Below are 14,034 nucleotides of genomic sequence, written 5' to 3' on the forward strand. Positions count from 1 at the left end.
TAAGGGGAGCTAAGCTCCCCTTGTGTTCAAATTCGCGTGCTGATTGCCAGATTACAATTTGTGCAGTTTGGCTTCGCCTGAATTAACATACAAGGTTCTATCAACGAATGACTGGCTATTTTTAAAACCAACAATTGGTACATGGTGCCATTGTGAAGTGAGTTTGTCGTGCTTGATGTTAAGGGTGACAAAACCTCGGTTTTTAAGGTCAACATAACGAATATGTGGGTTTTCAGGCTTTAGAATATTGCCAACATCTCCCACAATTTGCTGTAAACCCGGTACAGGTATTGACGGCGAAGTGACAGAAGGTGTGACTATCTCAACGGCTAGTGCGCCATCATGGGTAAAGCGATTATACTCGCGCCAGTCATAAGGGTTTTTAGCAATATCGGCAGCCCAAGATGAGTGAACATCGCCTGTTAAAAACACCACATTTTTAATGTCTCTTTGTTCAACAAAGCTCAGTAGCCTGTCTCGAGCGGCAGGGTACCCATCCCATGCATCAGCGTTAATGGGTTTACCAAACATCTGAATTTGCATTATTTGCACTTGTTGACCAATTAAATTCCACTTTACGCCATTATTTTTAGCCTCGAGCAGGTTGTCTTCTAGCCATTGCTCTTGTTCAAAGCCCAACAAAGTCCGCATTGGGTCTAAGCGTGAATCGTCTTTAACATCGACTTGCTCATCGCGACCAACATAACGGGTATCGAGCATATTTAAATGCAGCAACTGACCAAATTCGAATTTACGATATGCTTTTTCACGGTTACCACTTTGAGGCTCTCGAATAGGCATCCACTCATAATATGCTTGAATGGCTGCATTCGCACGGGTTTGCCAGTCGCCTTCATTGTCATTATGGTTTTGCGCACCGCCACGCCAAGTGTCATTGGTAAACTCATGATCATCCCAAATACAGATCATAGGGTGGGTTTGGTGCAGGGTTTGTAAATCTTCATCTGTTTTATACGTCGCATGACGTAAACGATAATCATTGAGTGACACCATCTCATGTTTTGGCTCTACCAGCCTCTTCCATAGTAACGGGTTACGATAAACATCTTCGTTACCGTACTCATATAAATAGTCGCCTAAATGTAAAACCGCATCGAGATCATCCATTTCTGCGATTCGAGCATAGACGTTAAAATAGCCATAGCTAAAGTGTGAACAAGATGTCATCGCTAGCTTTACTTCAGACACATCATATTGAGGTAAAGTCTTGGTGCGACCCACAGGCGAAACAACAGGCTCATCGAGCTCTTCGATGATAAAGCGATAGTAATAAATGCTATCAGCATTTAAATCTGTGACATCGACTTTAACGGTAAAATCTCGCGCTATGCTAGTTTCAACCTTGCCTTCAGTTTCGATAGTCGCGAATGAAGAAGACGTTGATACTTGCCAGCGAACAGACAATACCAGGCTGTTGATATCGACAACTTGCGTGATTTCTTCAGGAATGGTGACTCGAGTCCAAATGATCACCGCATCATGGAGCGGATCACCACTGGCAACGCCATGGCTGAAAGGGTTGGTTTTAAACGTACAACCCGAGAGTGTTAAACTCATTGGCATCACGCTCAGTAGAGCTGATCCTTTCAAAAAACTTCGACGTGAAATAGACATAAGTAATTACTCTAAAAAAAGGGAGCGCTAGATTTAACACTTAAAGGTTACAAAAATGTTAATTTAAATCTACTTTTTCAGAAATGAGTAATGTCTAAGTCTATGAATATAAATAGAAGCCCACTCAAAATTGATGAGTGAGCTAAATGCTCTAAATGCTAGTTAAGGCTCAGCGAGTAGTTTTTTCACCTCATCGCTGTCTTGGTTTTGATAGTTTGCAAAACTTAAGCCCATAAATTCAGGCAAGGTTGCACTGATAAAAATAGATGACAAGGTACCCGCAGTTAAACCAATTAACAGGGCGCTGGCAAAACCATTTAAAGCATCGCCACCGAGCAACCAAATCGCAAAAACCGTGGCAAGTGTGGTAAACGAGGTGATCAGCGTACGGCGTAACGTACTTTGCAAGGCTTCATTAATTGAATGACCAATTTGTTGCTCAGGTTTGGCACGAATGAGTTCACGAATACGGTCGCCAATGATAATACTGTCGTTTAGCGAGTAACCAATAATCGCTAAAAGTGCTGCTAATACCGTTAAATCGAAGGTTAAACCAAGTACTGTGAATAAAGCGATGGTGATTAATACATCGTGGAACAGCGCGACGGTTGCCGCCACGGCGAGTCGCCACTCAAAACGCACCATTAAATAAATCAACACGGACACCACTGCAAATACAGCCGCCAGTGCACCACTGGTTTTGAGTTCTTCACCTACTTGAGCGCCTAAAAACTTACTTTCTAGGATATTGGCATTTAACTTTGACTCAATCGCAGCTTGAAAAGCGGCGATTGAATCTGAAGCCACGTCGGGTAAAAACAACACCCGCCAATGGGCGTCTTGGCTTTGCGATAAGCTAAATGCGTCTGATGTTAAGGAACTTAATGTGGTTTGTAGTTCACTCATACTGGTTAGCGACGTTAACGTGAAGTCTAAAACGGTACCCCCCGTAAAATCTAAACCAAATACAATGGGGTTAAGGGCTAAAGCGCCAAGGCTAACAACAATAGCAAGTAGACTAAATATAAAGCCCATTTTACGGGCTGACTGCCAAATATTATGCATGATGCGCTCCTTCTTTCTTTGTTGTTACTGATTCAAGTTGGGCTTTGTTTTTATCTTTTTGATGCTCTTTTTTTCTCTCATGTTTAAGAAAGAGTGGCGACAGGTAAGACGACACCAATACGCCCGAGAACAAACTGGTTAAGATCCCAAGGGCCAAAGTGATAGCAAAACCTTTGATTGGGCCATAACCTACACCAAGTAAAACCAGCGCGGTGATCATCGTCGTTAGGTTCGCATCTATAATGCTCGACATAGCATGTTGATAGCCGCTTTTTAAAGCACCAAGTGTGCTGGCTCCTTGTTTGATTTCATCACGAATACGCTCAAAAATAATCACATTGGTATCGACCGCCATACCTATGGTGAGTACTAAACCCGCGATCCCGGGTAGAGTTAACACCGCGCCAGGTAATAACGACATTAACCCAAGTAAACAAATAAGATTTACCACCAATGCAATGATGGCGACTACACCGAGTCGCCCGTAGCAGGCCAACATGAATAGTAGGGTGATGGCTAAGCCCAGTTTGAGCGCATTAAACCCGTTTTCAATGTTTTGCTCGCCTAGGCTTGGGCCAATGGTTTGCTCCTCAACAATGGTGATAGGTGCCTGAAGTGACCCGGCACGCAATACCATAGCCAGCTCTTGTGCACGCTGCATGGTGCCTAAATTAGTGATACTAAATTGGCGGTTAAGGGCTTGTTGAATGGTGGCGACTGAAATCACTTCTTGTTGTTTAACAACATCTCCTTTTTGATTTTGGTGATATTCGCCATAGAGAGTGGCCATTGGCTTACCAATGTTTTGTCGCGAGAAACGACTCATCTTGTCGCCGCCAGCAGGGGAGAGCATCAGTTGTACTAGCGGTTGCCCTGACTCATCGCGACCAGCCTGAGCCGATTCAATCTCTGAGCCAGTAAAAATAGGCAATGGGTTCAATTTGGTTGTGCCACCATCTTTATATTTGTAAGTGTGACCACCAATATCTTTCAACGCATGAAAAGACAACTCAGCAGTTGCACCAATTAATCGTTTTGCAGCAGCTGGATCTTGTACACCCGGTAACTCAATTCGAATATGCTGCTTACCTTGACGTTGTGTAACAGCTTCTGTGATCCCCAATTGTTCGATACGCGAGCGCAAAGTACTAATGGCTTGGCCTATTGCTTGTTCAGCAATCTGCTTTTGGCTGGCTTCGTCAAAACCAAGTTGCCAAATGGCTTGGCTTGCCGTGTTTTGTTCAATGCTTGTAAGGCTTGGGTAGTCTGCTTTTAAGTGCTTTACTAAAGTTGCGAGCTTATCTACTTGGTTATTATTGGCTTTTATGACCACGCTATTATCACGGGCAGCTTCAATCTTGATGCCACGTAATTTGTGTTCAATGCGATAATCTTTTGCGACTAAACGCAGTTTTTCGAGTCGCTCTTCAAGGGCTTTGTCGGTATCGACTTTTAATACAAATAGCACACCGCCGTTTAAATCTAAGCCCAGCTTTAAAGGCGATAAATTAAAACTTTGCAGCCATGCAGGTGTAGTTGCTTCACTTTGCACGCTAATGTTTGCTGCGTTTTGTAATTGTGTTTGCAACTTTTTTTGTAATACGGCTTGCGCATTCACACTCGCTTTTGGATGTTCAAGCAACACACGAACTTCACCGGTTTGATGATTTACTGTCGCTTCACGCACAGGCAGCTGTGCGTCTTCAAGGTATTGGCTAATTTGAGTCGCCGATAACGTATTGTTATGACTGCTGACCTTTAATACCGTGTTATTCGGATAAAGGTTTGGTAGCGCGCTAATTGCCAGAAATACAATGACTAACAGCAACGCCCATGGGGTCAAACGGTTGTTTGACTTAGGGTTTAATTGATTTTTCATAATTCACTCATCTAGGGCAGCAAAACACAGTTTTGCCGAAAAAATTAAAAGGTATTTTTGCGATAAGTGAAATTAAGCGTGGTAGGTTAAACGTGCTTTATAAACTAAGTTGGCAGGTTTACAGGCATCAATAAAGCCGTGGTCTGGCCGCGTATTGCATTGATACCAAGGTTGTTCGAGCTTGTCAGTTTGCAAGCGAATTTCGCTAATGTAAGTGTCTGACATCAGCTCAAAAACTAAAATAAATTCGCTTTGCTGTTTTGGATGTAAAAAACGAATGGCTTGTTGCTGAGAAGGGCGCTCAACAATTGAAAACAACCCAGAATCATCGGCAGTAATATGATGGTTTTGAGATTGCTGCTGCGATGAAAACTCATCACCAACTTCAACTTCAAACAGACTTTGATAATTAGTCTGGCTCTGAACATTATTCTGCGCATGCGCAAACTGTTCGGCAGATGACGGGGCAACGGCAAACAGTAAAAACAACACAGCAAGAATTTTTAAAATTCGGTTCAAAGCAACGAGTTCAAATTAAAAGCGTGCAAGTATGATAAGGGCGGATTGGTTTTAATCAAGGGGAAGATAGCTTATTTGGTTATTTATATTAGGTTTGGTTGAACCTATATGAGAAACGCTATATCGTTATTTCGATAAATATCTATAAATTATAGATACCTCACAGATATGAGTAAGTGTTAAGAACTCAGATTTAAAAGGAAAATTATGGAACATTGGCGAAACCTGAGCTTATTTAAGAAGTTTATTTTTGGCATGCTTGCAATCATTGGTGTTTTGCTATTACCTGAACTTACTTTTTTTATGCAAGTAGGGGGCATTGAGTTAATCTTTGGCTTTATGGTGATGTACATTCAATCAATGCGCACTTGGCTTGAAATAAAGCGCCAATCATTCAAACGTATTATTAATACCATTTATGCTTCTTTACTGAGTACAACTGCATTTAAGCCTCGTACGTTTTATCTGCAAACCGCTTTTTGTGTGATTGCTTTTGTCGTAACCGGTTCTCTCAGTTTATCCATGGTCTTTTTTATGCCGGGCATGCTGCTCAATAATTTATCTGTGTGATCATTCTAGGCTTTCTAGATATTGTTCATTGCAATAAAGAAATGAGTTAATTTACAAGAAGTATAAGAATTAAAACAATGTCATTTAAACAAGGAGTTTATTTATGTCTCATCAAACTTTATCGAAATTAGTGATGAAATGGGCTATCGCCACAATAGTTATCGTGTGTGCAATGCAAATGCTCTCGACTCATATTGAGTTTCTTTATCTTACTGAGGACGATTCAGTTGGTTTAGATACTCTAGGTAACAACAACTTTTCTGCACTCGTGATAGCTATTCTTATGGTGTTTTTTTGTATCAAAGATGTGTCATTAAAACTTTTAAAGGAAATTAACGAAAAAGATAAAGGCACTGCAAATGAGCTTTAATAAGCTAGTCTGTTAATCACGATTTGGTTTAAGTTCTTTTTGGAGAAAACCATGCTTTTGGGGATCAATCATATCACCATCGCAGTAAGTGATTTAGAGCGCTCTATTTTGTTCTATCGAGATATTTTAGGGTTCACGGCACATGTAAAGTGGGACAATGGCGCTTACTTATCTGTTGGTGAGCTATGGTTTTGCTTGTCATGTGATGATCCCTGTAGCAAAGATGACTATAGCCATATTGCTTTTGATATTGCACCTGATCAATTTGAGGATTTTAAAGCGCGTGTTTCTGCAAAGCATGTATCGCAGTGGAAAGACAACAAAAGTGAAGGCTTGTCACTTTATATTTTGGACCCAGACGGTCATAAATTAGAAATACATGTGGGTGATCTGCAAAGCAGACTGTCATCTTTGAAAGCTCACCCATATAAAGGTCTGGTCTGGCTTTGAATATAAACTTACCAGGTCTTATAAAGCGAATAACATTTTGACAGAAGCTGATTTCCTGTTTTTGATCAGATAAAACCATTTTATTTTTGACTCTTTTCAATAAAGTGGTTAACAAATTCAGATAAAACTAAAGGGATAAAATCTAGTATAACTAAGTTTAACAGGTCAGATGTGTTAAATGTAAGGTTAGCAAAGTCAGCTCTTAGACCCCGAATAAACTGGGCTTAGTATCATTTTTACACTGATTGTTTAGCTTAGTTAGTTATATGTTATTGCCTGATATTGTAGATAATCATAATTTTAAATTTGATTTTACATTTTCTTAAAGTTACTTTTGTACTGTAAAAGGGACAAATCAAATAATTCATAAAAATAGAGAAAGTAAGATGAAATCTAAATTTAAAAAAAGCTTAATTTGCGCTGCAATCTTAAGTTCGAGCGTTGCTGTCGCGAACACAGCGCTAGATTCAAATAACAAAAAAGCTGATTATCTAATTACTTATGAAGCATCTAGTCTTCCAGCTGAGTATCAACAACAAATCATCAAAAACATCACTCAAGTTGCTAAAGGTACTGTAGGTTTAATTTCGTTAACAGAAGAGCAAGCAAGTGCGCTTCAGCAAATTTCTGGTGTGCGTGTAGAGCTAGATGTAGAACGATTTGCAATTCTTCCTCAGTCTCCAAGTAATTTTGTGCTGGAACAAGTTGACAGCGATGTCACTGTGGCGAACTTCACGAATAATGAGTTCGAAAATCTAACTCAACAAGAAGTAACTCCTTACGGCATTACATTGACTAAGTCTGATTTGGTTGCTGATCCTGCGAATAATGGCATCAAAGTGTGTGTTATCGATTCAGGTATCCAAGGCAACCACGAAGAGTTTGCAGCAACTAATTTGAGCGGTAACCACAGTGATTACTCTGATTTTTGGTTTAACGATGCCGTTGATCACGGTACACACGTAGCGGGTACTATCATTGCTAACCGTGATGGTAAAGGTGTCGTAGGTGTGGTTTCTAATGGTGCCGTAGACACATATGTGCAAAAGCTATCTCGCACAGCACATGGTGCAAACTCAGGTTTCAGAACTTCACATATTCTAGAAACAATGGAAGTGTGTGCGAACCAAGGTGCGAACATCATTAATATGTCACTAGGTGGTTCTCGTTCATCTGATACTGAGCGTGATGTAGTAGACCGTTTGACTAATCGTGGTGTGTTAATTGTTGCAGCAGCAGGTAACCATGGTTCAACAGCGACTGATGGTGATGATTCATACCTATTCCCAGCGTCATACAAAAATGTTATGTCAGTAGCGTCAGTTGATCAGAATACTGAAATTTCTACTTTCTCTGCGGTTAACGATCAAGTTGAAATTTCAGCGCCGGGTACACGTGTACTTTCTACTGTTGATAGCGAGTCTGTAAATGTAAATCGCTTTATCTGGAATGCGAAAACTGGCGGTTATTTCTCTTCTGGCTTTAAGCAAATTGATGCAGGTAACACGCCTTATCCACGAATCTCACAATTAAGCGAAAGCTGTTTCTACAAGATCCCATTTGATGCATTCTTAAGCGAGTACTTTGACGGTACATTAAGTGCTACTGACAAAGCGGGTTTTGATGCTGCAACAGCGGCATGTCAAGCAAATGAAGGTCAGGTTCTAGTAACATACTTCGACGTGCCAGCAGGTATTCCAGAGTGGGTATCAAGAGACGTTCACAACATTGACTACGCAACTGATTTCCCGACATTAACAGTGTCAAATGTGGTTGGTGAATTAATTAATAGCAGTGGCCTGATGCTAACTGAATATAACAAGTACGGTTATGAGTATAAGTCAGGTACATCAATGGCAACGCCGCATGTAACTGGTGTTGCAGCGAAAGTATGGAGCCACTTCCCAAATTGTACAGGTTCTCAAATCCGCGATGTTCTTAACTTTACTGCAACGGACATCGGTGCTGAAGGTAAAGATCACGAGTTTGGTCATGGTTTAGTTGATGCAAAAGCAGCATATGACTTTATCGCTGCAAATGGCTGTGATGTACCAGAATCAACGTGTCCAAAAGCATGGTACGAAAACCAAGCTTATACGAAAGGTGATCAAGTAACCTTTAACGGTCAAATTTTCGAGGCTAATTATTGGACTAAGAATGATCTGCCATCAGAAAATGAAGGTCAATATAAGCAGTGGAAACTTGCAGGTAGCTGTGCACTGTAATTAATAGTTTGATACGAAAATAAAAATGGCTTGTCTTTGTACAAGCCATTTTTTATTTTATCGCCAAATAAAATTACAAAGAAATTATGAAAGCAGAAACTATTATAAGAAAAGCCTCAGAACAAGATATCACTTGCTTATCTGTTTTGAGTAGCAAAGTTTGGTTAGCGACTTACGCAAAAGAAGGGGTTAAATCTGAGTATGCAGACTTTGTAGTTCATAACTTCAATACTGAATCATTTCTGCAAGACATAAATAGTCCATATAAAACCATTTTAATCGCTGAACAAGAGGGCATTCTGCAAGGTTATTTGCTCGCAAATAGACAGAGCCATTATCAAGATCAATCTAAGTTTGGCTATGAAATTGAACGCCTTTATGTTGATACTCAATTTAAAGGGCAGGGTATCGGAAAAGCACTTCTGCAAAGGTGCCAAAATGAGTTAGGCCCTAAGTTCTGGCTTTATACCTGGGTTGAAAATGACGCTAATGACTTTTATAAACATCTAGGGCTTATTAATATCGGACAATTAACGTTCGATTTTCATGGCGTAAAAATTCAGAATTGGGTTTACTCTAGTGCTAAGTTAGCCTGAATACCTCAGTTGTTTTGACCTAAAATAAGTTTTCTCACCATCAGCTCCCATAATGTCTTTATCATGGCATCTAAAAGCACATATCAAATTACACGCCTATTTAATCTGGTTCATAAAACTTAAAGTATTCTGAATGTTTCAAAAGCAGAGTAAACGAAACTCACTGACTTGAGTGATTTTCTTAAATTTGAATTTACCAACCACATTAAATTCATTAGCTACAAACACCTACCACCTAGATTTCACAATCTCAATGTCTTTAGTCCGCGCGCGATCCTTTTTAAGTAAATAAATGTAAATGAAGTAACTGGTTGTTTAATATAAATTATTTTTATTATTGAAATTTTGACAGCGTTGACACGTTAGATAATTTATTCTTTTGTTATCTTTTTGTAATAAATTAGAGTGTATACTTCTGCGCGCTGGCATGGGGTCAGCTTTTGGAAGCGGTTTGCAAAGGAAGGTGAATATAAAAATAAATCTTAATTAAAACACACGGTTAATTATGAAACTCTCACTTAGATTGACATCTATGGCAATGCTTATGAGCACGTTGTCAGGTGTATCCTTGGCTGCTGCGCCACAAAACTATTACCAGAACATTGATAATGCAAATGCAACAACACTGAAACAAAGCTTGCATATAATTATTAAGGGTCACACAAAAATTCCTTATACATCATCAAATACAGATACTTGGGACGTGCTAGAAAAAGCCGATGAAAACCCAGATAACAACTCTCAAGTTGTTGATGTATATAAAAATGCAGTTTACACCAAAGTGGGTGGTGGTAATACTAACTACAACCGCGAGCACTCTTGGCCGAAATCTTATGGCTTTCCAAAAGATGGCAGTCAAAATTTGGCATATACAGACCTGCACCACTTATTTATTTCAAATAGTAGCTACAATTCGAGTAGAAATAACAAACCTTATGCAAACTGTACTAGTGCGTCTTGCTCAACAAAAGCCACTGATGTAAATAACAACCGCGGGGGCTTATCTTCTGAAGTGAATCTAACTATGGGTTCAGGTCCGTTAGACGGTATTTGGCAAACTTGGCCTGGTCGTCGTGGTGATGTAGCCCGTGCATTAATGTATTTAGCGGTGCGCTATGAAGGTGGTACAAATGCCAATGGTTTTGTAGAGCCTGATCTTATTTTGACCGATGATCGCAGTAAAATTGAAGCCTCTAAAACGGGTGGTAATGAAGCTGTTGCTTACATGGGTCTAAAAACAGTGCTTATTCAATGGCACAAAGACGATCCAGTTGATGATTTTGAGCGCCGTCGTAACGATGTGATTTTCCAATATCAAGGTAACCGTAACCCATTTATCGATCACCCTGAATTTGCTGCGTGTATTTTTGAAAGTGATTGTTCAGGCGTAGATGCTGGCACTGGAACTGGCGGTGGTGATACCGGTGGTGGTGACACAGGTAGTATTGACGCAACACCTTGGATAAACGAACTCCACTATGACAACAATGGCTCGGATGTAAACGAAGGTGTTGAAATCGCAGGCGCTGCAGGGGTAGATCTAAGTGGTTGGCAGCTAGTAGCTTATAACGGTAACGGCGGTGGGGCATACAAAACTATCTCACTTTCAGGCACTTTAGCTGATCAGCAATCTGGTTTTGGCACTAAATTTTTCGCCATGAGTGGCCTACAAAATGGTGGCCCTGACGGTATCGCATTAGTCGATAACACTGGCAAGCTGGTTCAATTCTTAAGTTATGAAGGTACGTTTACTGCAACCGATGGTGCTGCTCAAGGTCAATCTTCAACAGCAATTCCTGTATCTGAAACCTCATCTACTGCGGTAGGCCATGCGCTACAACTTACTGGCTCAGGCTCAAAGTACAGTGACTTCACTTGGCAAGTAACTGCTTCAACGTACAATCAAGTGAATGCAGGTCAAAGCTTTAATGGCGGTACACCGGTTACTGAGCCTGTGGTTGAAGAAACATTCTTTGAAATGAATAGTGTGTCGTCTATTCCTGACAACAGCGTAATGACATCAACGCTTGATGTTGATAACTCAACGACATCTGGCACTGCAACCGTAAAGGTGAATATTAGTCATACATACCGTGGTGATATTAGTCTCGTGTTGACCTTGCCAACAGGTGCTCAATATCAGCTTAAAAACTATAACGGCAGTGACAGTGCTGATAATGTCGTTGAGTCTTACACGGTGAATTTGTCGGGTAGTGTGAAAGGCACTTGGCAATTAAGAGTGCAAGATCACTATAACCAAGACGTAGGCACATTAAACACTTGGTCGATTCAGATTAACTAAGGTTTTTAAGTAATAAGCCCGCTTTGTTAAGCGGGCTTTTTTATTTCATTTGCTTAGCTGCTTTTTAGCAATACTTTTGTATCATCGATAAATAGCTTGCTGACCTTTTTAGTTTGTCCATCACTGAGCGTGACGTCTTTGTTTTTAACGCTATGGATGTGCGTTAAATTAATCACCGTTGATTTATTAATTTGTACGAAGTTTTCTTTTGGTAATTCATCGATTAAAGATTTTAGCGTGGTATTGGCGAGAATCATGTTGTCTTTAACCCATACTTTTACATAGTTACCGTAAGATTCGAGGTATGCAATGTCTGTAAGGGTGACTTTTTCTAAACTTCTACCGACTTTGAGGGTTAAAGACGTTGCTGCGCTTGAGCTGGTCGAAGCAAAAGATAGCTTATCAATGGCTTGCGCAAAACGAGTTTCATTGACGGGTTTTAACAAGTAGTCGACCACATTGAGCTCAAAGCCATCTATGGCATATTCAGGGTGGGCACTAACGATGATCACTGACGGGCACTGTTTAACAACTTTTAGCATCTCAATACCAGTTAGGGCAGGCATATTGATATCTAAAAATAATAAATCAATGTCTTGATTGGCCAATACTTGCAACGCTTCAACGGCACTATAGCACTGAGCGACAATCTCAAAATTAGGGTACTTTTTTAAATGATGAAGCAGCACTTGGTGTGCAATCGGCTCATCATCTATTAATACAACTTTATGTTTCATGTTAACTCTATTTCTAAATTGTATTGCCAATGATCGCCCTTAGGACCATAGTTTAATTGGTGAGTATTGGCATAAATAAGAGAAAGCCGTTTGCTTAAATTTTGTAAGCCAACGCCGGTATGTTTCCTGTTTTGTTCCATACCTTCGGTCATTTGGTCGCTAAAACTGTTTTCGCAGATTAAGGTTAAGCGATTACCTTCTAGCTTACAGTCAATTCGAATTTTGCAACGCTCAAGGTTGTTGGTTATTGCGTGTTTAAAAGCATTTTCAATGGGCACAATGAGCAGCAGTGGTGCGATTTGATGTGCTGAGGTGTTGAGTCTTGGTAGGTTAACACTCAAATTAATATTGCCGCTTAATCTCACTTTTTGTAGCTCAATAAAGTGTCTAATGTAGTTGAGCTCATCTTCAAGAGAGACAAAGTCTTTGTGCCCTTTATATACAGAGTGTTGCAGCAAGCTCGATAAGTGTTCGATCAAGTTTGGCGCATCGTCAGACTGGCAAAGCACTTTGCCATAAATATTGTTAAGTGAATTGAACAAAAAATGTGGGTTTATTTGCTGTTGCAGCAAAGTGAGTTCAGCCTGTTTGTTTTGCTGCTCTAATTCGAACAGTTTGCGCTCTGTTCTGTGGTGTCGACAGAGCAGAATAATTGGGGTGCTAAGTGCTATTAAGATGAAAGTAAACACATAGTTTTGTGGTTGAAAAATACCTTGTGCATTTGAAGGTATGAGTAACAGTGTTTGCCCAGAAATGGGTAATACATTAATGAAGGAAAACACAATAGGTGTGCAGATAAGTAAGTAGACGAATGTACCGCACAAATAATTAAATAAACCGAATTGCCCAAGTAGTTTTGCGATGAGAAAACGCTTGTTCAACCAATAAATTAACCAGATAAGCGCTGCAATAATACTAGATTGTATGCCAGTCCAAATAAACGTTTTAAACTCCGTCACTCCTACGTCTAGGCTGACAACTAGGGTATTAGGGGTGAGCGTTAAAGCTTTATCATGGCTGTTGGCTAAACACATCAAAATAACCCAAGCCCCTAGGGCTATAAGCATAAATAGGTCTTCAATTTTTATTGTTTGTATGTACCTACTATTTATGTTCTTCAACCTAAATAAGACCGAAGGTATAAAGATACTACACAGACTCAAGCCAATAAAAATCACTACCCCATCAAAACTAAGGTGAGCATTGAAAAAAGTTGGTTGCAGTGTTTGTAAGGTAAAAAGGGCGACGGGGTAAACAACGAAACCAAGAGACCAATAAATAAGCCGCTTCAATGTGTACTGATTATAAGTAGCTAAATGAGCAAGTAGCATAGGCAAACTCATCATACCGACTTCAATGAATGTGCTTATATACATTAAAGCGCTTGTCTGTTTTGCTGATAAAAATTGTAAGTGAGTCACTATCATGAGCGCGCAAAGCATAGGCATAAAACGTGAGATAAATAGTGTCGGACTGCTTTGGAACAATTGGCTCATAAGGCTGTTTATAAAAAAGTTTACTGCGAAAAGTAGATAAGGCCACTATATCTTAAACACACAATATAAGGCGACCTAGAGCGCTTTTGAAGTGACGAAAGTGCATTTTTAAATGACGAAAAGCCATTTTTGTGCTTTATCATTTAAACAAAGCAAGACGTCATCAAGTAATAGTCAGTAATCAATTGAC

The 14,034-nt window shown here is 39.9% G+C and carries 12 protein-coding genes; 6 read left to right on the forward strand and 6 right to left on the reverse strand.

Annotated features, from left to right (window positions below; translation table 11 throughout):
- Positions 1 to 51 precede the first annotated feature (51 nt).
- The 4 genes from ACXAC4_RS05635 to ACXAC4_RS05650 form a co-directional block, all read right to left on the reverse strand.
- Positions 52 to 1,578 carry an alkaline phosphatase D family protein gene (locus ACXAC4_RS05635; RefSeq protein ID WP_475159675.1) on the reverse strand — a complete coding sequence of 509 codons (1,527 nt, stop codon included), beginning with the start codon at positions 1,576 to 1,578 and terminating at the stop codon, positions 52 to 54.
- Positions 1,579 to 1,797: 219 nt separating this feature from the next.
- The gene (secF, locus tag ACXAC4_RS05640) at positions 1,798 to 2,700 is read right to left on the reverse strand and encodes a protein translocase subunit SecF (RefSeq protein WP_475159676.1); all 903 of its coding nucleotides are present in this window, start codon (positions 2,698 to 2,700) and stop codon (positions 1,798 to 1,800) included.
- Complete coding sequence (gene secD, locus ACXAC4_RS05645) at positions 2,693 to 4,579, reverse strand: protein translocase subunit SecD (RefSeq protein WP_475159677.1); 1,887 nt, start codon at positions 4,577 to 4,579, stop codon at positions 2,693 to 2,695. Before secD ends, secF begins: the two co-directional genes overlap by 8 nt.
- A gap of 72 nt (positions 4,580 to 4,651) precedes the next feature.
- The gene (locus tag ACXAC4_RS05650) at positions 4,652 to 5,098 is read right to left on the reverse strand and encodes a hypothetical protein (protein WP_475159679.1); all 447 of its coding nucleotides are present in this window, start codon (positions 5,096 to 5,098) and stop codon (positions 4,652 to 4,654) included.
- Between the two features lie 207 nt (positions 5,099 to 5,305).
- On the opposite strand from ACXAC4_RS05650, the gene ACXAC4_RS05655 reads away from it, so the two are divergent.
- The 6 genes from ACXAC4_RS05655 (at position 5,306) to ACXAC4_RS05680 (ending at position 11,611) form a co-directional block, all read left to right on the forward strand.
- A complete protein-coding gene (locus ACXAC4_RS05655) occupies positions 5,306 to 5,668 on the forward strand; it encodes a hypothetical protein (RefSeq protein WP_475159682.1) in 363 nt (120 codons plus the stop codon).
- A 103-nt stretch (positions 5,669 to 5,771) separates the two neighbouring features.
- Positions 5,772 to 6,038 carry a hypothetical protein gene (locus ACXAC4_RS05660; protein ID WP_475159684.1) on the forward strand — a complete coding sequence of 89 codons (267 nt, stop codon included), beginning with the start codon at positions 5,772 to 5,774 and terminating at the stop codon, positions 6,036 to 6,038.
- A 51-nt stretch (positions 6,039 to 6,089) separates the two neighbouring features.
- Entirely contained in the window at positions 6,090 to 6,488 is a 399-nt protein-coding gene (gene fos / locus ACXAC4_RS05665) for a fosfomycin resistance glutathione transferase (RefSeq protein ID WP_475159686.1), read from the forward strand.
- Positions 6,489 to 6,874: 386 nt separating this feature from the next.
- Complete coding sequence (locus ACXAC4_RS05670; protein ID WP_475159687.1) at positions 6,875 to 8,713, forward strand: S8 family peptidase; 1,839 nt, start codon at positions 6,875 to 6,877, stop codon at positions 8,711 to 8,713.
- A gap of 86 nt (positions 8,714 to 8,799) precedes the next feature.
- A complete protein-coding gene (locus ACXAC4_RS05675; protein ID WP_475159690.1) occupies positions 8,800 to 9,309 on the forward strand; it encodes a GNAT family N-acetyltransferase in 510 nt (169 codons plus the stop codon).
- A 544-nt stretch (positions 9,310 to 9,853) separates the two neighbouring features.
- Complete coding sequence (locus ACXAC4_RS05680; RefSeq protein ID WP_475159691.1) at positions 9,854 to 11,611, forward strand: endonuclease; 1,758 nt, start codon at positions 9,854 to 9,856, stop codon at positions 11,609 to 11,611.
- Between the two features lie 53 nt (positions 11,612 to 11,664).
- On the opposite strand, the gene ACXAC4_RS05685 is transcribed toward ACXAC4_RS05680, so the two are convergent.
- Positions 11,665 to 12,348, reverse strand: a complete 684-nt coding sequence (locus tag ACXAC4_RS05685; RefSeq protein WP_475159693.1) for a LytR/AlgR family response regulator transcription factor — start codon at positions 12,346 to 12,348, stop codon at positions 11,665 to 11,667.
- A complete protein-coding gene (locus tag ACXAC4_RS05690) occupies positions 12,345 to 13,844 on the reverse strand; it encodes a sensor histidine kinase (RefSeq protein ID WP_475159694.1) in 1,500 nt (499 codons plus the stop codon). Before ACXAC4_RS05690 ends, ACXAC4_RS05685 begins: the two co-directional genes overlap by 4 nt.
- Positions 13,845 to 14,034: the final 190 nt, after the last annotated feature.

Source organism: Pseudoalteromonas sp. AWM4_233, assembly GCF_056158285.1.

What these genes read in the sequence shown, in the direction of transcription:
- ACXAC4_RS05690 (WP_475159694.1), bottom strand. Translation starts at nt 13,844, where the DNA reads ATGAGCCAATTGTTCCAAAGCAGTCCGACACTATTTATCTCACGTTTT.
- ACXAC4_RS05680 (WP_475159691.1), top strand. Translation starts at nt 9,854, where the DNA reads ATGAGCACGTTGTCAGGTGTATCCTTGGCTGCTGCGCCACAAAACTAT.
- ACXAC4_RS05655 (WP_475159682.1), top strand. Translation starts at nt 5,306, where the DNA reads ATGGAACATTGGCGAAACCTGAGCTTATTTAAGAAGTTTATTTTTGGC.
- secD (WP_475159677.1), bottom strand. Translation starts at nt 4,579, where the DNA reads ATGAAAAATCAATTAAACCCTAAGTCAAACAACCGTTTGACCCCATGG.
- ACXAC4_RS05670 (WP_475159687.1), top strand. Translation starts at nt 6,875, where the DNA reads ATGAAATCTAAATTTAAAAAAAGCTTAATTTGCGCTGCAATCTTAAGT.
- fos (WP_475159686.1), top strand. Translation starts at nt 6,090, where the DNA reads ATGCTTTTGGGGATCAATCATATCACCATCGCAGTAAGTGATTTAGAG.
- ACXAC4_RS05660 (WP_475159684.1), top strand. Translation starts at nt 5,772, where the DNA reads ATGTCTCATCAAACTTTATCGAAATTAGTGATGAAATGGGCTATCGCC.
- ACXAC4_RS05675 (WP_475159690.1), top strand. Translation starts at nt 8,800, where the DNA reads ATGAAAGCAGAAACTATTATAAGAAAAGCCTCAGAACAAGATATCACT.
- secF (WP_475159676.1), bottom strand. Translation starts at nt 2,700, where the DNA reads ATGCATAATATTTGGCAGTCAGCCCGTAAAATGGGCTTTATATTTAGT.
- ACXAC4_RS05635 (WP_475159675.1), bottom strand. Translation starts at nt 1,578, where the DNA reads ATGAGTTTAACACTCTCGGGTTGTACGTTTAAAACCAACCCTTTCAGC.
- ACXAC4_RS05685 (WP_475159693.1), bottom strand. Translation starts at nt 12,348, where the DNA reads ATGAAACATAAAGTTGTATTAATAGATGATGAGCCGATTGCACACCAA.